The organism is Streptomyces sp. NPDC058246 (assembly GCF_042881985.1).
Classification (GTDB): domain Bacteria; phylum Actinomycetota; class Actinomycetes; order Streptomycetales; family Streptomycetaceae; genus Streptomyces.
The window spans coordinates 284,459-301,305 of sequence record NZ_JBHVWZ010000002.1 but is presented as its reverse complement, the minus strand read 5'-3'; the positions used below and the strand labels follow the sequence as shown (position 1 = coordinate 301,305).

The window sequence follows — 16,847 nt, the reverse complement described above, 5'->3', positions numbered from 1 at the left end:
GTCCGGCCGCTAGGTGCGTTCCAGCACCTGCACGACCACGCGGTGCAGCCGCACCGTGCGGGTGGCCTTGAAGCGCTTCTCGATCGCCGCCGCGGTCTTCGCGTCGGCGCCGGTCAGCGGCGGGCGGCCGTCACTGACCGTGGAGACCAGCCAGAGCCGGTCGACGCCCTTGAGGCAGCGCGCCGGGTGCGCGCACTCGCTGGCGCCGTACGAGCCGTTCTGCTGCGGGGTCCACTCCATGAGCACGTCCTTCGGGGCCTCGCGGTCCCGCAGTTCGTAGGCCATGGCGCGGCGCTCGGACAACCCGCCGTTGAAGATCATTCCGTCGCCGGTCCTCTCGCCGGACGCGATGGTGCGCGCCGCCGCCGCGTAGTCCGGCTCCTCGGGCAGGTCCTTCTTGGCGTCGCCGATCGCGGGCCACGCCACGAAGGCGTACCCGGCGGCGACGGCGGCCACCAGCAGCCCGCCGAAGGCCCGCCCCCCGGCACCCGGACGGGCCTTGGGGTCGAGCCGCCCGGCGAGCCGCGTGACGGCGGCGGCCGGCAGCAGGGTCCACGCCGGGATGGTGAAGAGGAGATAGCGCGGCAGGAAGAGGTGCAGCTGATCGGCGGTCAGGAAGGTGAGCACGGGCGGCAGGACGGCCCAGACGCCGAGCAGCAGCGCGTAGCGGCGAGCCGCCAGCAGCCCGAGCAGGCCGAGACCCATCACGGCCCCACCCGTGGTCCAGGACCCGAACAGCTTCTCCGGGAAGTCGATCAGATCCTCGGTCGTGGTGGTGTTCCAGGCGATCTGCCCGCTCTGCCCGGACCCCCGCGCCACCATCGGCAGGGTGATCGACAGGCCGAGCAGAGCCGCGCCCGCGAAGGCGTAGTGCGCGATGCGGTCGCCGCGCTTCTTCGCCGACAGGACCAGGCCCAGGTGCCCGGCGATCACGGACATGGCGACCAGGTGGCCGAATCCGGTCGCCGCGATCGCCAGCGCGTACAGCGTCCAGTCCCGCAGGCTCGGCTTCTCCAGAGCGCGCAGCAGAAGCAGCGTGGCGAGGAGAGCGAAGAGGGTCGCGAAGGCGTACGGCCTTGCCTCCTGCCCGTACCGGGTGACCGCCGGGACCACGGCGAACAGCAGCCCGGCCAGCAGCCCCGTCCGCACGGCGAACATCCGCCGTCCGAGCAGCCCGACCAGACCGGCCGAGACCCCCATGGCCAGCGCGCCCGGCAGCCGCAGCGCGGCCGGCGAGTCACCGGCCACCGCGATCCACAGGTGCATGCCCGCGTAGTACGGCGTGAAGACGACGTCGATGTTGTCGATCAGCCGCCCGAGGTAGTGCCACGACAGCGAGGACGCCCACCAGGTGGCGTGCTCGTCGCGCCACAGCTGACGCTTGCCCAGGCCGGGCAGCACACAGGCGAGCGCGACCAGCACGGGCAGCGCGAAGACGAGCAGCGCGGAGCCCTTTCCGCCGCGATCGGCACGGCGTCTGGCCGCGCGCCCCTCGGCCGCCTCCGGCTCCGCCTGCGGAGTCTGTACGTACGCCGTCATCGCTTCACCCAGATCCGGTACGGCGTCCGACCGCCCGCGCTGTCCTTGTCGGCCGGCCGCAGCAGGGCCAGCAGCCGGTAGTGCGCGTTGCCGCGCAGCTCGTCGGGCACGGACGCGGCGCGCAGCACGATCACGTCGTACGAGCCCTTGCGCACGGCGGAGGCCAGCTCGCTCCCCCGTCCCGCGCGGTGCCACTGGCCCGGCTCGGTCCTCGCGCGCAGGTAGTACGCGGAGATCTCGGGCTCGTCGGTGAGGTAGTCGCCCTTGCCGTCCACGACCCCGCGCAGCGCGCCGATCATGGCGGCCGGGTCCGGCGGCCGGTACAGCTCCCGCGTCTGCGCCATGCCCACGACCAGCGCGGCAACGTAGATCATGATGCCGATCTGCGGGTAGCGGAAGTGCGCGCCCATCATCCGGGAGATGCCCAGGCCCGCCATCGGCACCGCGAAGAGCAGACCGAAGCCGACGTGGATGTGCAGCGAGCTGCCGTTGCCCAGGTACGCCTGGTAGAGCGGGGCGAGCAGCGCGGTGGCGCACAGGGTCAGGCCCAGCGCGGACCGGCGGATCGTCCCCGGCGCGGAGCCCTCCGCCCAGGGCATCTCGCCCATCCGGGCCCGGCGCGCGAAGCCGACGGCGCCGATCACGGCCACCAGCAGGACGACCCCGCCCCACTCGCCGCTCTCCTCGAGCAGGCTCGCCGCGCTGTCGGTGGCATGCGCGTTCCAGCCGTGCGGCATGCCGTGCAGCTGGACGCCGGCGAAGCACAGCGCACCGGTCGCCGCCGCGAAGAGACCGCCCCGCACGAACGCGCCGGCTCCGCGGAAGCGGTAGGCGGTCAGCACGGCGAGCACGGTCAGCGACGGCAGGTAGAGCGCCGCCGCGTAGGCGGCGAACGGCGCGAGCGCCGCGAAGGGCGCCGCCACCAGCACGGCCACCGGGCTCGACTGCCGGGTCCTGGCCAGCAGCCACAGGGCCGCGGCGAGCAGGAACAGCGACAGGGAGTGCGGGGAGGCGTACCGGCCGGTGAAGGCGGTCGACTCCAGTGCGGAGTACATCGCGGCGGCGGCGAGACCGGCCCGCGCGTTGAACAGCAGCCGGGTCGCGCCGTACAGCAGGGCCGTCGCGCCCAGCGCCCAGGCCAGGCTCAGCATCCGGGCACCGGTCAGCCCCACGTCCGACAGCAGCCCAAAGAGCGTGCCGTCGGACATCAGGAACTTCGCCTCCTGCGCGAAGGCGCTCCCGTCGAGCCGGTAGGACAGACCCGCCTGGACCAGCAGGATCAGCGCCAGCACACCGCGGCTGATCCACGCCGAGCGGCTGGTGTCGACCGACCAGGCCGAGACGGGGACCTCGGGCAGCACATAGCCCGGTTCGGGATCCGGCTCCGGCTCCGGTGCGAGGACCGTGTAGTGCGGGACGTAGTAGTCGGCGTCGGCCTCTTCGCCGTGGGGCCGCTGCCCGCCGTGGGACCGCTGCCCGCCGTGCACCTGTTCGCGGCCGCCGTACGCCCGCTGCCCTCCGTACGCCTGCTCCGCCCCGTACGCCTGGTCGCTGCCGCCGTACGCCGCCTGCTGTCCTCCGTACGCCTGCTCCTGCCCGCCGTACGGCGGGTACTGCTGCTGCCGACCATCCCGAGGAAACGTTTCTTTGCTCATCAGCGCGGCACCTCGAATCCAAAGGCGTCGTCGGCGATCAGGCGCTTGAACTCGGCCAGGGCGAGCGGGCTGCTCTGGATGCGCCAGTCGGCCCGCTTGGGAATGTTGAACCACAGGAAGCCGATGACGTCGTCGTTCGCCTCGACCCCGCCGAGCAGCCCGCGCACATCGGCGCGCCGCCGCTGCCCGGGCTCCGCCGCGGTCTCGCTGATCAGCACCGGCTTGTCGGTGAACTCGGCGACCTGCCGCCGCGTCGGCCCGTACAGACTGTCGAAGGTGTGGGCACCGGACGTCGTCCAGTAGCCGACGATCCCGACCCAGTCGACGTACGCGTCACCGGGCCAGTACGGCTCGAGCCGCACCGACGGCACCGGGTTGACGATATTGGGGCTCCACACCCACACCACGTTGGTGGCGCCCTCCTCCTGGAAGAGGTCGTGGATGTGCCGCCACGCCTTCACGAAGGTCGCGGCCGTGGTGTCCTTCGTCCCCCACGGGTACCAATGGCCGTTCATCTCGTGCCCGAAGCTGATCGCCACGGGCACGTCGGTCCTGCGGACGCTCGCCGCGAACTTCTTGATGTACGGGTCCTGCGAGCCGTCCGCGACCTTGGACAGCCCCGGCTCGAACGGCTCCCACGAGACATACAGCAGCCCACCGTCGTCGAAGACGTTCTTCGCGCCCTCGGCGTTGAAGCCGTCGCCCCACGACGCGTACGAGCCGACCATGTTCGGCTGCTTGCCGACGGTCTTCGCGAAGGCGTCAACCGGCTTCATCGAGCTGGGCGCGCCGTCCACGGCCACCCCGAAGTACTTCTTCGCCGGGTGCAGCAGCGGCTTCACGTCGTACGGCGTGTGCCGCGCGGCCGCCGGGGAGGAGGCACCGGCGGACGGCTCACGCGCCGCGTCCGCGGCGGGGTCGCCGTCGCCCCCGAGCACGCCGCATCCGGAGACCCCGGCCAGGGCCATCAGCACCAGGACCATCGGCACCAGGGAAGGCGGAAGCAGGGCCTTGCGGATCATGCGGTGTCACCCGCGGTCAGGAGCTGCGGGACCGGCTGCGGCTCGGTGTGGTGCTCCTTGGGCTGGATCAGCGCGCGGGCGACCACCAGCGCGTAGAACAGCCCGGAGGACAGGACGAGGGCGAAGTCCGGCGGGTAGCCGGTGAACAGCCGGTACACGGCGGCGCCGACCCAGACCACGGCCGTCCCGCCGCTCCAGATCCACAGCCCCAGCCAGAACCGCCGGGTCTTGTTCTTCTTCGCACCCTTGGACCCGGTCGGCTGCCAGCCCATCCGCTGCTTGCGCAGGATGTCCCAGATGGCGAAGACATGCGCCCAGCCGTACATCATCCGCGCCGACCAGGCTTCCAGCCGGTACGGCGCCTTGTGCCACATCGGGAAGACCACGGTCGTGTAGACGATGCTGGGCAGCACCCACACCAGGTGCTTGACCTGGAGCATCTCCGGGCTGGTGAGCAGCAGGACGACCGGCACCAGGGGTGCCACGAAGGTGAACAGCGCGGTGTGGATGTAGTAGAAGAACCCGGACATGTAGCAGAGCCGGCTGGAGAACCGGATCGGCGCGTCCCAGAACTTCTTGCTGCCGAGCAGCGACATCGAGCCCGAGCACCAGCGGTACTGCTGGTTGAAGAAGGCCCCGGCGGTGTCCGGGCAGACCCCGGTCGACAGCGCGACGGGCACGTACTTCAGGTCCCAGCCGAGTCCGCGCAGGTCGAAGCCGGTGTGCACGTCCTCGGAGTGCTCGATCAGCGTCGTACCGCCGTTGGTGTCCAGGGCGGCCCGCCGGTAGATCGCGCACGATCCCACGCAGATGGCGCCGTCACTCCCCTGCCGCGACACCTGCACCGACCGGTAGAAGAGCTCCTGGACGGCACCCGCGCCCCGCTCGATCCAGTTCTGCGAGTCGAGCACCCGGAAGTACTGCGGCGACTGGATGATGCCGACGCGCTCGTCCGCCTCCATGTACGGCAGCAGCTCCTCCAGGAGGTCGGAGCGCGGCGTGAAGTCGGCGTCGAGGATGAGGATGTACCTGCCGTCCGACTGCCCGAAGCCGTAGTGCAGATTGCCGGCCTTCTTGAACCAGCCCCGGTTCTCCCGGGTGCCGTAGCGGAACCCGAAGTCGGCGGCCATGGCGGCCAGCTCCGGGCTCGCCCCGTCGTCGAGGACGAAGGGCACGCACCGCCCGGGATAGCGGTCGGCCAACTGCCGCACATGTGTCCAGGTGTTGTGCAGCACCTCGATCGGCTCACCGCACACCGGCAGGAAGACGTCGACGGTCGGATAGACCTCCGGCCGCCAGCCGCGCACCAGTTGCTGGTGGTACGCGAAGTCGAAGTCCCTGGTGAAGCCGTTCACCCGCAGCGACACCAGGTAGTAGATCACCGTGAACGCCAGCGGCGGCGCGAAGATCCACATCAGCGGACTGGCCTGCGCGAGGGCGACCTGACTGACGGTCAGGCAGCCGAAGCTGACGACCGACGCCAGCGTCAGCACCCACAGGCGCCGCTTCACGTACGAGTACTTCTCCGCATGCGAGGGAGGCGCGGGCAGCAGCCCGAGCGGTGCCTCGGCGGCACCTCGCCGTCCTCCGTGCCGTGCCGCCCGACGCCCCCCAGCGCCTGCCGCTCCGGACATGCGGGCAGAGTCAGATGCTGACATTCCCACCCTCCGGGCCGATGGCCCGCGTTACCCCACCCCAAACCACCCCGTATCGAACACGGGGTCGAGAGGCGAAAGATTATCCGAGAGGTAGGAATGATGTAAGGCTCAACAAGTGACTTACGCCGGGTAAGTCCCGACATGGGAGCAATCTTCGTGGAAATTGCAGGTAACCATTGGGTTTCACGCAACGCGCACCGCGCCCACATGAGCCCTCCCAGGTCAGCGACCCTTCCGCCGAGCCGGCCCGGCGCTCAGCAGCAGCCCGCCCCCGGCAGCGACCGCTTGTTCCGCGCCTCCTTGTTCCGCGCGGCCAGCAACTCGTCGGCGGGGTAACCGACTTCCTCCAGCGTCAGCCCGTGCGGCCGTACGACATGAACAGCCGAATCCCGTACGCCGGCGCCCAGCACCTTGCCCGGCCACTCCGGCCCCCGATGCCCGTCCCCGACGAACAGCAGCGCCCCGATCAGCGACCGCACCATGTTGTGGCAGAAGGCGTCCGCGCGGACGGTCGCGGTGATGATCCCGTCGTCCCCGCGCACCAGACTCAGCTCCTGCAGCGTACGAATGGTCGTGGCCCCCTCCCGCTTCTTGCAGTAGGCGGCGAAGTCGTGCTCCCCGACGAGCCGCTCAGCGGCTTCGTTCATGGCGTCGACGTCCAAGGGCCAATCGTGCCAGAGGACATGGTTGCGCAGCAGGGGGTCGACGCCGCCGGGATTGTCGGTGACGCGGTAGGCGTACCGCCGCCAGATCGCCGAGAACCGCGCGTTGAAGCCGCTCGGCGCCTGCGTCAGGGACCACACCCGCACATCCTTGGGCAACCGCCCGGCAAGCCGCTTGAGCAGCTTCTCCTGATGCTCGGCCCACAGCTCCTCGGGCAGATCGACATGCGCGACCTGACCGCGCGCGTGCACCCCGGCATCGGTCCGCCCGGCCACGGTCAGCTCGTACGTCGTGTCCTTCGACCGCGTCACCGTCCGCAGGGCGTCCTCGATCTCCCCCTGCACGGTCCGCCGTCCCCCGGCCTGCTTGGCCCACCCGGAGAACTCGGACCCGTCATACGACAGGTCGAGCCGCACCCGCACAAACCCGGCCCGCACTTCGTCACTCACACCTAGATCCTCTCAGCCACAGGCAACGCACCGGACAGCCGCTCCAGGCCGGCCCGGGGAACGCGAAAGCGGGCCCGCCCCGCAGGGGCGGACCCGCTCAACGCAAGGCAGAGCCTCAGGCGTCCTTGGACTCGTCGCCCTCGGCAGCAGCCGGAGCCTCGGTCTGGGCCTCGACGGCCGGAGCCTCGGCGTCCTTCGCGGCACGCTTCGTCGCCGCCTCGGCCTCACCGGTGGCCTGCTGGGCCACGGTCAGGGCCTCCACCAGCTCGATGACAGCCATGGGCGCGTTGTCGCCACGGCGGTTACCGATCTTGGTGATACGGGTGTAACCACCCGGGCGGTTCTCGTAGCGCGGGCCGATCTCGGTGAAGAGCGTGTGCACGATGCTCTTGTCCGTGATCACCGAGAGCACCTGACGGCGGTTGTGAAGGTCACCCTTCTTCGCCTTGGTGACCAGACGCTCCGCGTACGGGCGCAGGCGACGGGCCTTCGCCTCGGTGGTGGTGATGCGGCCGTGCTCGAAGAGCGACTTCGCGAGGTTCGCGAGGAGCAGCTTCTCGTGCGCGGCGCTGCCGCCCAGACGGGCACCCTTGGTGGGCTTCGGCATGGTGTTTCTCCTAGGTGTCTGCCCCGGCCGTATCAGGTACCAGGGTCAGTATCCGAGCGGGCGGCTGCCCGTCGGAGATCCAGGCCCCCGAAGGGGCCTGGAAGGGGCGCGGGGCGGTGTCAATATGCGACTCCGTCGCGGGGCGCGATCAAGCACAGCGCACCCGCACCCGAAAACGGACCGTCGGGCCCGAGCTCTCAGTACTGCTCGGTCTCGACGAACCCGGCATCCGCGTCGTCGTCCGCGCCGAACGCGTCCGCCGCGGCGGTCGGGTCGAATCCGGGCGGGCTGTCCTTCAGGGCCAGGCCCATGCCGGCCAGCTTCGCCTTGACCTCGTCGATGGACTTCGCACCGAAGTTGCGGATGTCCAGCAGGTCGGCCTCGGAGCGGGCGACGAGCTCACCCACGGAGTGGATGCCCTCACGCTTGAGGCAGTTGTACGACCGAACGGTGAGCTCCAGCTCCTCGATCGGCAGCGCGAGATCGGCGGCAAGAGCGGCGTCCGTGGGGGACGGGCCCATGTCGATGCCCTCGGCGTCGATGTTGAGCTCGCGGGCCAGACCGAACAGCTCGACCAGGGTCTTACCGGCCGACGCCATGGCGTCACGGGGACGCATGGCCTGCTTGGTCTCGACGTCGACGATCAGCTTGTCGAAGTCGGTGCGCTGCTCGACACGGGTCGCCTCGACCTTGTACGTGACCTTCAGCACCGGCGAGTAGATGGAGTCGACCGGGATACGGCCGATCTCCTGGCCCACCTGCTTGTTCTGCACGGCGGAGACGTAACCGCGACCGCGCTCGACGGTCAGCTCCATCTCCAGCTTGCCCTTGCCGTTGAGCGTGGCGAGGACGAGGTCGGGGTTGTGCACCTCGACACCGGCCGGGGGCGCGATGTCGGCGGCGGTGACGAGACCCGGGCCCTGCTTGCGCAGGTACATCACGACCGGCTCGTCGTGCTCCGAGGAGACGACCAGCTGCTTGATGTTGAGGATCAGGTCGGTGACGTCCTCCTTGACGCCCGGCACGGTGGTGAACTCGTGCAGAACGCCGTCGATGCGGATGGACGTGACCGCCGCACCCGGGATCGAGGAGAGGAGCGTACGACGCAGGGAGTTGCCGAGGGTGTAGCCGAAGCCCGGCTCCAGCGGCTCGATCACGAACCGGGAGCGGAATTCGTCGACGACCTCTTCGGTCAACGAGGGACGCTGAGCGATCAGCATGTGTGGATCAGATCCTTCTTTCGTGGACGCCCGCTATTTGACGCCCGACGGAACTGTGCGTTTTCACCGCACAGGTACTGCAAGGGTACGGGCGGCACGCCCCCGAAGAGCCGTACCGCCCGGAACCTCAAGACAACCGGACCTCAGACGCGGCGGCGCTTGGGCGGACGGCAGCCGTTGTGCGGGGTGGGGGTGACGTCCTGGATGGAGCCGACCTCGAGACCGGTCGCCTGCAGCGAACGGATGGCCGTCTCGCGACCCGAGCCCGGGCCCTTGACGAAGACGTCAACCTTGCGCATGCCGTGCTCCTGCGCGCGACGGGCAGCCGACTCGGCGGCCATCTGCGCGGCGAAGGGGGTGGACTTGCGCGAGCCCTTGAAGCCGACGTGGCCGGCGGAGGCCCAGGAGATCACGTTGCCCGAGGGGTCCGTGATCGAGACGATCGTGTTGTTGAACGTGCTCTTGATGTGGGCGTGCCCGTGAGCGACGTTCTTCTTTTCCTTGCGGCGCACCTTCTTGGCAGCGCCCTGACGACCCTTGGGGGGCATCTATTACTCCTACGGGGAGGTGGTCGGTCCTACAGCGAAGACCGCTGGTATGCGGCGCTCCGGGGCAGACCCGGAAAATCCGCAGCGTCCGCTGAGGACTACTTCTTGCCCGGCTTCTTCTTACCGGCGATGGCGCGACGCGGGCCCTTGCGGGTACGAGCGTTCGTGCTGGTGCGCTGACCGTGGACGGGCAGGCCACGACGGTGACGCAGACCCTGGTAGCAGCCGATCTCCACCTTGCGGCGGATGTCGGCCTGAACCTCACGACGGAGGTCACCCTCGGTCTTCAGGTTGGCGTCCACGTACTCGCGGATCTTGACCAGCTCCTCCTCGGAGAGGTCACGAACGCGGGTGTTCGGGTTCACGCCGGTCTCGGCCAGCGTCTGCTGGGAAAGGGTCCGGCCGATGCCGAACACGTAGGTGAGGGCGACCTCCACACGCTTGTCGCGCGGGATGTCAACACCGGAAACGCGTGCCATTCAATGGCTCCAGTTGTCGTTCGGAGGTCTTCCGCAGAACCGGATCCCGCCCGCCGTCCTCTTCTCTCCTGAGGATCGAAGATTCGGTACGAACCGGGTCCCCGGCCTCCGACCGGGGGTGTCAGGCCTGATGAGACTCAGCCCTGGATTCTGCGTATGAACATGTACTGCTTGCGTCGCGCGAGATCTGCGGGTGCAGAAGGTGCGGTCGTGCGTCAGCCCTGGCGCTGCTTGTGGCGCGGGTTTTCGCAGATGACCATGACCCGGCCGTGACGGCGGATCACCCTGCACTTGTCGCAGATCTTCTTGACGCTCGGCTTGACCTTCATTAGGTGAGGTTCTCCGGGTCAGTGCCACCACCCGCGTCCCGGAACCGGGAGCACGGAGTAAAGGCAAGATCTACTTGTACCGGTAGACGATCCGGCCACGCGTGAGGTCGTACGGAGACAGCTCCACCACGACCCGGTCGTCAGGGAGGATGCGGATGTAGTGCATACGCATCTTGCCGCTGATGTGTGCCAGGACCTGGTGGCCGTTCTGGAGCTCGACCTTGAACATGGCGTTCGGAAGAGACTCGACGACAGTGCCCTCGATCTCGATGGCACCTTGCTTCTTGGCCACGCTTCGCCCTTCGAATCGACTACCTTGATCGGCTCCGTACGAGCGCATGCAGACATGCGGGTGCACGAGAGCCGACGAGTCAGTCTACGTCAGTGCCCTCGGAAAGACGAATCGAGAAAGAATGCCCCACTACGGAGATCGTTAAGCAAGCCCATGGCCTCTACACGGCTGGGCGCAGCCGTTCCGCTGGGCGAGGGGGGTCTCCCCCGCTCCGGCCAGGCCGAGGGCTTGGGGGAGCGTGGGCACAGCGGACCCGGCAGAGCCGGACGCCGATCGCCCCACCACTCGCCGCGGCGAACTAGGCCAGCGGGTCCGGGGCCGCCGTGATCCCGTGCTCGGCCAGCTTCGCCCTACCCCCGTCGGGCGCGGTGAGCACCAGCGGCCCCTCCGGCGTCAGCGCCACGGAGTGCTCCCAGTGCGAGGACCACGTGCCGTCCGTCGTGATGACGGTCCAGTCGTCCTTCAGCACCTCGGTCTTCGGTGTGCCCAAGGACACCATCGGCTCGATGGCGAGGCAGAAACCGGGCACCAGCTTCGGCCCCTTCCCCCGCTTCCGCTCGACGTAGTTCAGCAGGTGCGGGTCCATGTGCATCTCGGTGCCGATGCCGTGGCCGCCGTAGTCCTCGATGATCCCGTACCGCCCGCCGCCGGGCTTCGGCTGACGGCGGATGTACGCCTCGATCGCACGGGAGACGTCGACGAGCCGGTTCCCCAGCTTCATCGCCGCGATTCCCGCCCACATCGACTCCTCGGTCACCCGGGAGAGCTCGATCAGCTCCGGAGCGTGGCCGGACCCCACGAACGCGGTGTACGCCGCGTCCCCGTGCCAGCCGTCCACGATCGCGCCGCAGTCGATGGAGATGATGTCGCCGTCCTTCAGGACGACCTCGTCGCTCGGGATGCCGTGCACGACGACCTCGTTGGCCGAGGTGCAGATGGTGGCCGGGAAACCGCCGTACCCCAGGAAGTTCGACTTCGCCCCGTGCTCGGCGAGCACCTTGCGCGCGACCTCGTCGAGATCCTTGGTCGTGGCGCCGGGCACGGCCGCCTCACGCGTAGCCGCATGGATGGCGGCGACGACCAGCCCCGCCTCGCGCATCTTGGCGATCTGCTCGGGGGTCTTGATCTGCACCATGGCGGCTGCGGCCTTTCTGGACCGGAGAGTACGGACTGCTTCAACGATACGGGGGACGGCACGGGCTTCGCGGGGCGAGCCGGGTGCGCCGGGCCGCGGTACAAGCCGCGTATACCCGGACCACGGGCCGGTCCACACTTCGGCCGCGGCACCCGGGGAGGGTGCCGCGGCCGAGGCGACGTACAGCTGCTGCCTACGCGGTCTGGCGGGCCAGCGCCTCCATGGCGCGCCCGGTGACCTCTTCCACCTTGCCGAGCGCCGAGATCGTGACGACCAGGCCCTGGGCCTTGTAGTAGTCGATGATCGGCTCGGTCTGCGTGTGGTAGACCTCCAGGCGCTTGCGGACGGTCTCCTCGGAGTCGTCGTCGCGCTGGTAGAGCTCGCCACCGCAGACGTCGCAGACGCCCTCACGCTTCGGCTGCTTGTACGTCACGTGGAAGACGTGCGCCGAGTCGTTGCGGCAGATGCGGCGGCCGGCGATGCGCTTGACCACCTCGTCCTCGGGGACCTCCAGGTCGAGGACCGCGTCCAGCTTCATGCCCTCGGCGCTCAGCATCGCGTCGAGCGCCTCGGCCTGCTTCACGTTGCGCGGGAAGCCGTCGAGCAGGAAGCCGTTCTCCGCGTCGGGCTGCTCCATGCGGTCCTTGGCCATCGCGATGGTGACCTCGTCCGGTACCAGCTCGCCCTTGTCCATGTAGGACTTCGCCAGCTTGCCGAGTTCCGTCTGCCGGCTGATGTTGGCGCGGAACAGGTCGCCCGTGGAGATGTGCGGGATCGACAGGTTCTTGGCGAGGAACGCGGCCTGCGTTCCCTTGCCGGCACCGGGCGGCCCGACGAGGACGATTCGCATCAGCGGAGGAACCCTTCGTAATTGCGCTGCTGAAGCTGGCTCTCGATCTGCTTCACCGTCTCGAGACCGACACCCACGATGATCAGGATGCTGGTACCACCGAACGGGAAGTTCTGACTTGCCCCGAAGCCAACCAACGCCACCGTTGGTACGAGAGCGATCAGACCCAGATACAGCGACCCCGGCCAGGTGATCCGGTTGAGCACGTAACTGAGGTACTCAGCCGTCGGTCGGCCGGCCCGGATGCCCGGGATGAAGCCACCATACTTCTTCATGTTGTCGGCGACTTCTTCGGGGTTGAAGGAGATCGCCACGTAGAAGAACGCGAAGAACACGATCAGCAAAAAGTACATGGTGATGTAAATCGGGTGGTTGCCCTTGGTCAGATTCTGCTCAATCCAGGTTTTCCAGCCGGAAGTGTCCTTGGAGAACTGGGCGACCAGTGCCGGGATGTAGAGCAGCGACGACGCGAAGATGACGGGAATCACACCCGCCTGATTCACCTTCAACGGGATGTAGGTGGACGTACCGCCGTAAGAACGGCGGCCGATCATGCGCTTCGCGTACTGGACCGGAACACGGCGCTGGGCCTGCTCGACGAAGACCACCAGGCCGACCATGACCAGGCCGACGAGGATGACCGTGCCGAACTCGATCCAGCCGCCGGCCAGGGTGCCCTGCACCTTGATCGCCCACAGCGCGGACGGGAAGGTCGCGGCGATCGAGATGAACATCAGGATCGACATGCCGTTGCCGATGCCGCGGTCGGTGATGAGCTCGCCGAGCCACATCACGACGCCCGTACCGGCGGTCATGGTGACGACCATGACGATCGTCTGGAAGATCGACTGGTCCGGAACGATCTGGTTGGCGACCTGGCAGCCGCTGAACAGCGCGCCGCTGCGCGCGGTCGCGACCAGACCGGTGCCCTGGAGGATGGCGAGGGCCACCGTCAGATAACGGGTGTACTGCGTGATCTTCGCGGTGCCGGCCTGGCCCTCCTTCTTGAGGGCTTCGAGGCGCGGGATCACCACCGTCAGCAGCTGCAGAATGATGCTCGCCGTGATGTACGGCATGATGCCGAGCGCGAAGATCGTGATCTGCAGCAGCGCGCCACCACTGAACATGTTGACCAGACCGAACAGTCCCTGGTTGCCCTTCGAGGCGACGTCGAGACAGGTCTGGACGTTCTTGTAGTCGACACCTGGGATCGGGATGTGGGTGCCGACCCGGTAGACGACGATGATGCCGAGTGTGAAGAGCAGCTTCTTGCGCAGGTCGGGCGTCCTGAACGCCCGGGCGAACGCGGTGAGCACGGTGCCTCCTGCGACCCCCGCGCTACTGCGTCAGAGGTGACGGTCTTGAGGTTCGACGGATAACTGACAGCTAACCAACAGTCAAAGGCCGTCCGGAGTTCCCCTGGGGTCCGCCGGACGAAAATTAACAGTGCAGGCCACCTTACCGGCGACACTGCCCCCCTTGGAACGACCAACCGGGGATGCCCCTTTTGTGGGGCATCCCCGGCTGGGAATCGCTCATGTCATCGAGACGCCTGAGGTGATCAGACGAGCTCGGTGACGGTACCGCCGGCGGCGGTGATCTTTTCCTTGGCGGAACCGGAGACGGCGTCGACCGTCACCTGCAGCGCCACGGAGATCTCGCCCTGGCCGAGGACCTTGACGAGGCTGTTCTTGCGAACGGCACCCTTGGCGACGAGCCCCTCGACGGTGACCTCGCCACCCTCCGGGTACAGCGCGGCCAGCTTGTCGAGGTTCACGACCTGGAACTCGGTCTTGAACGGGTTCTTGAAGCCCTTCAGCTTCGGAAGACGCATGTGGAGGGGCATCTGGCCACCCTCGAAGCGCTCCGGAACCTGGTAGCGGGCCTTCGTGCCCTTGGTACCACGACCGGCCGTCTTACCCTTCGACGCCTCACCACGACCCACACGGGTCTTGGCGGTCTTGGCGCCCGGGGCGGGACGGAGGTTGTGGATCTTGAGCGGGTTGTTCTCCGCCATGATCAGTCGACCTCCTCGACCGTCACGAGGTGGCGGACGGTGTGCACCATGCCGCGGAACTCGGGGCGGTCCTCCTTGACGACCTGCGTGTTGATGCCCTTGAGACCAAGGGAGCGCAGGGTGTCGCGGTGGTTCTGCTTACTGCCGATGTACGACTTCGTCTGCGTGATCTTGAGCTGAGCCATTACGCAGCACCAGCCCCGGCACGCGCACGCAGCAGAGCCGCGGGAGCGACGTCCTCGAGGGGCAGACCGCGGCGAGCCGCGATCTCCTCGGGACGCTGCAGGCCCTTGAGGGCCGCCACGGTCGCGTGGACGATGTTGATCGCGTTCGACGAACCGAGCGACTTCGACAGGATGTCGTGAACGCCGGCGCACTCGAGCACGGCACGCACCGGGCCACCGGCGATAACGCCGGTACCGGGGGACGCCGGCTTGAGCAGGACGACGCCCGCCGCCTTCTCACCCGTGATCGGGTGCGGGATGGTGCCCTGGATACGGGGGACCTTGAAGAAGTGCTTCTTGGCCTCCTCAACACCCTTGGCGATGGCGGCCGGCACCTCCTTGGCCTTGCCGTAACCGACACCCACGGTGCCGTCACCGTCGCCCACCACGACCAGCGCGGTGAAGCTGAAGCGACGACCACCCTTCACAACCTTGGCGACGCGGTTGATCGCGACAACGCGCTCAACGTACGCGGTCTTCTCGGCGGCAGCAGCGCCGCCGTCACGGCCCTTCCGGTCCCGCCGCTCGCCGCCACCGGCACCGCTTCCACGGCGCTGGGGTCCAGCCATTGGATTACCTCTCTCTGTTTCCGCTAGCTACGGAAGCGGCTCAGAACTTGAGTCCGGCTTCGCGGGCGGCGTCCGCCAGGGCAGCGATGCGCCCGGCGTACTGGTTACCACCACGGTCGAATACGACAGCCTCGACACCGGCAGCCTTGGCACGCTCGGCGACCAGGGCACCGACCGACTTGGCCTGTGCGGACTTGTCGCCCTCGCCGCCACGGATGGTCGTGTCCAGAGTCGACGCCGACGCGAGGGTGTGCCCCGCGACATCGTCGATGACCTGGGCCACGATGTGGCGGTTGGAGCGCGTCACGACCAGGCGCGGACGCTCAGCCGTACCCGAGATGTGCTTACGGATCCGGATGTGACGACGCTTGATGGCAGCACGCTTGTAAGCGTCGCCCTTAGCAATCTTGACACCGTATGCCATGGCTTACTTACCCGCCTTTCCGACCTTGCGGCGGATGACTTCGCCTTCGTACTTGACGCCCTTGGCCTTGTACGGGTCGGGCTTGCGCAGCTTGCGGATGTTGGCCGCAACCTCGCCGACCTTCTGCTTGTCGATGCCCTCGACCGAGAAACGGGTGGGGGCTTCCACCTTGAAGGTGATGCCCTCGGGGGCCTCGACGGTGATCGGGTGGCTGTAGCCGAGCGAGAACTCCAGGTTGGAGCCCTTCGCCAGGACGCGGTAACCGACACCGCTGATCTCGAGCTTCTTCACGTAACCCGTGGTCACGCCGGTGATCATGTTCGCCACCAGCGTGCGGGACAGGCCGTGGAGGGCCTTGTTCTGACGCTCGTCGTTCGGGCGGGTGACGTTCAGAACGCCGTCCTCACCCTTAGCGATCTCGATCGGCGCCGCGATGGTGTGGGAGAGGGTGCCCTTGGGACCCTTCACCTGAACCGTACGGCCGTCGATGGTGACGTCCACGCCGGCGGGAACCGTGATGGGGAGCTTGCCAATACGCGACATAGCTGTTTCCTCCGTTCCCTTCCGCTACCAGACGTAGGCGAGAACTTCTCCGCCTACGCCCTTCTTGCCGGCCTGCTTGTCGGTGAGGAGCCCGTGCGACGTGGAGATGATCGCCACGCCGAGGCCGCCCAGCACCTTGGGCAGGTTGGTGGACTTCGCGTAAACCCGGAGACCGGGCTTGGAGATCCGCTTGATGCCCGCGATGGAGCGCTCACGGTTCGGGCCGAACTTCAGCTCGAGGACGAGGTTCTTGCCGACCTCGGCGTCCTCGACCTTCCAGCCCGTGATGAAGCCCTCCTGCTGGAGGATCTCCGCGATGTGCGACTTGATCTTGCTGTGCGGCATAGCCACGGAGTCGTGGTACGCCGAGTTCGCGTTACGCAGACGCGTAAGCATGTCTGCGATCGGATCAGTCATGGTCATGAATTGGCCTTCGGCCTCTCTCGCCGGGGTTTCCTGTATGCGCCATCCCTCTCCCCGCTCAGAGGCGGGACGGGTGCGGTGCGGGGACCTACGGCGTAGTAAGTCGTACGGGCGTCAGGGCGCCCAACCCTCCTAGCCTAAGCCATGAAGGGGTGGGCCCCTGACAGTGCCCTTTGCTTACCGAGAGCCTCTGGAATCCCG

20 protein-coding genes are annotated in these 16,847 nt (G+C 68.0%); all 20 read right to left on the bottom strand.

The annotated features are described in order from the left end of the window. Positions 1–9: 9 nt before the first annotated feature. The gene (locus tag ACFVXA_RS03915; protein ID WP_390023714.1) at positions 10–1,539 is read right to left on the bottom strand and encodes a glycosyltransferase family 39 protein; all 1,530 of its coding nucleotides are present in this window, start codon (positions 1,537–1,539) and stop codon (positions 10–12) included. Continuing rightward, complete coding sequence (locus ACFVXA_RS03910; protein WP_390023712.1) at positions 1,536–3,194, bottom strand: glycosyltransferase family 39 protein; 1,659 nt, start codon at positions 3,192–3,194, stop codon at positions 1,536–1,538. Before ACFVXA_RS03910 ends, ACFVXA_RS03915 begins: the two co-directional genes overlap by 4 nt. Then, positions 3,194–4,216 carry a glycoside hydrolase family 26 protein gene (locus ACFVXA_RS03905; protein WP_383904029.1) on the bottom strand — a complete coding sequence of 341 codons (1,023 nt, stop codon included), beginning with the start codon at positions 4,214–4,216 and terminating at the stop codon, positions 3,194–3,196. Before ACFVXA_RS03905 ends, ACFVXA_RS03910 begins: the two co-directional genes overlap by 1 nt. Then, entirely contained in the window at positions 4,213–5,850 is a 1,638-nt protein-coding gene (locus ACFVXA_RS03900) for a glycosyltransferase family 2 protein (protein WP_390023710.1), read from the bottom strand. Before ACFVXA_RS03900 ends, ACFVXA_RS03905 begins: the two co-directional genes overlap by 4 nt. A 278-nt stretch (positions 5,851–6,128) precedes the next feature. After that, complete coding sequence (truA, locus tag ACFVXA_RS03895; RefSeq protein ID WP_390023708.1) at positions 6,129–6,986, bottom strand: tRNA pseudouridine(38-40) synthase TruA; 858 nt, start codon at positions 6,984–6,986, stop codon at positions 6,129–6,131. Positions 6,987–7,101: 115 nt separating this feature from the next. Then, positions 7,102–7,593 carry a 50S ribosomal protein L17 gene (gene rplQ, locus ACFVXA_RS03890; protein ID WP_362018980.1) on the bottom strand — a complete coding sequence of 164 codons (492 nt, stop codon included), beginning with the start codon at positions 7,591–7,593 and terminating at the stop codon, positions 7,102–7,104. Positions 7,594–7,790: 197 nt separating this feature from the next. Further along, on the bottom strand, positions 7,791–8,813 hold the full coding sequence (locus tag ACFVXA_RS03885) for a DNA-directed RNA polymerase subunit alpha (protein ID WP_003966937.1): 1,023 nt from the start codon (positions 8,811–8,813) through the stop codon (positions 7,791–7,793). Between the two features lie 143 nt (positions 8,814–8,956). Further along, the gene (rpsK, locus tag ACFVXA_RS03880) at positions 8,957–9,361 is read right to left on the bottom strand and encodes a 30S ribosomal protein S11 (RefSeq protein WP_003956432.1); all 405 of its coding nucleotides are present in this window, start codon (positions 9,359–9,361) and stop codon (positions 8,957–8,959) included. Between the two features lie 98 nt (positions 9,362–9,459). Further along, positions 9,460–9,840 carry a 30S ribosomal protein S13 gene (gene rpsM, locus ACFVXA_RS03875; protein ID WP_181659093.1) on the bottom strand — a complete coding sequence of 127 codons (381 nt, stop codon included), beginning with the start codon at positions 9,838–9,840 and terminating at the stop codon, positions 9,460–9,462. A 215-nt stretch (positions 9,841–10,055) separates the two neighbouring features. Continuing rightward, a complete protein-coding gene (gene rpmJ / locus ACFVXA_RS03870; RefSeq protein ID WP_003998809.1) occupies positions 10,056–10,169 on the bottom strand; it encodes a 50S ribosomal protein L36 in 114 nt (37 codons plus the stop codon). Between the two features lie 70 nt (positions 10,170–10,239). Then, the gene (infA, locus tag ACFVXA_RS03865) at positions 10,240–10,461 is read right to left on the bottom strand and encodes a translation initiation factor IF-1 (protein ID WP_003948620.1); all 222 of its coding nucleotides are present in this window, start codon (positions 10,459–10,461) and stop codon (positions 10,240–10,242) included. 298 nt (positions 10,462–10,759) lie between these two features. Further along, positions 10,760–11,596 carry a type I methionyl aminopeptidase gene (gene map / locus ACFVXA_RS03860; protein ID WP_390023706.1) on the bottom strand — a complete coding sequence of 279 codons (837 nt, stop codon included), beginning with the start codon at positions 11,594–11,596 and terminating at the stop codon, positions 10,760–10,762. A gap of 193 nt (positions 11,597–11,789) precedes the next feature. Further along, positions 11,790–12,446, bottom strand: a complete 657-nt coding sequence (locus tag ACFVXA_RS03855) for an adenylate kinase (protein ID WP_362018972.1) — start codon at positions 12,444–12,446, stop codon at positions 11,790–11,792. Beyond that, the gene (gene secY / locus ACFVXA_RS03850) at positions 12,446–13,762 is read right to left on the bottom strand and encodes a preprotein translocase subunit SecY (RefSeq protein WP_362018969.1); all 1,317 of its coding nucleotides are present in this window, start codon (positions 13,760–13,762) and stop codon (positions 12,446–12,448) included. The genes ACFVXA_RS03855 and secY overlap by 1 nt, the downstream gene beginning before the upstream one ends. 245 nt (positions 13,763–14,007) lie before the next feature. Continuing rightward, complete coding sequence (gene rplO, locus ACFVXA_RS03845) at positions 14,008–14,463, bottom strand: 50S ribosomal protein L15 (protein WP_003974249.1); 456 nt, start codon at positions 14,461–14,463, stop codon at positions 14,008–14,010. Positions 14,464–14,465: 2 nt separating this feature from the next. After that, on the bottom strand, positions 14,466–14,648 hold the full coding sequence (gene rpmD / locus ACFVXA_RS03840; RefSeq protein ID WP_005481207.1) for a 50S ribosomal protein L30: 183 nt from the start codon (positions 14,646–14,648) through the stop codon (positions 14,466–14,468). Next, positions 14,648–15,256, bottom strand: a complete 609-nt coding sequence (rpsE, locus tag ACFVXA_RS03835; protein ID WP_005481208.1) for a 30S ribosomal protein S5 — start codon at positions 15,254–15,256, stop codon at positions 14,648–14,650. Before rpsE ends, rpmD begins: the two co-directional genes overlap by 1 nt. Positions 15,257–15,296: 40 nt before the next feature. Continuing rightward, a complete protein-coding gene (rplR, locus tag ACFVXA_RS03830; RefSeq protein ID WP_362018963.1) occupies positions 15,297–15,680 on the bottom strand; it encodes a 50S ribosomal protein L18 in 384 nt (127 codons plus the stop codon). A gap of 3 nt (positions 15,681–15,683) precedes the next feature. Continuing rightward, complete coding sequence (gene rplF / locus ACFVXA_RS03825; protein ID WP_362018960.1) at positions 15,684–16,223, bottom strand: 50S ribosomal protein L6; 540 nt, start codon at positions 16,221–16,223, stop codon at positions 15,684–15,686. Between the two features lie 24 nt (positions 16,224–16,247). Then, positions 16,248–16,646, bottom strand: a complete 399-nt coding sequence (gene rpsH / locus ACFVXA_RS03820) for a 30S ribosomal protein S8 (protein ID WP_004984520.1) — start codon at positions 16,644–16,646, stop codon at positions 16,248–16,250. Between the last annotated feature and the right edge of the window lie 201 nt (positions 16,647–16,847).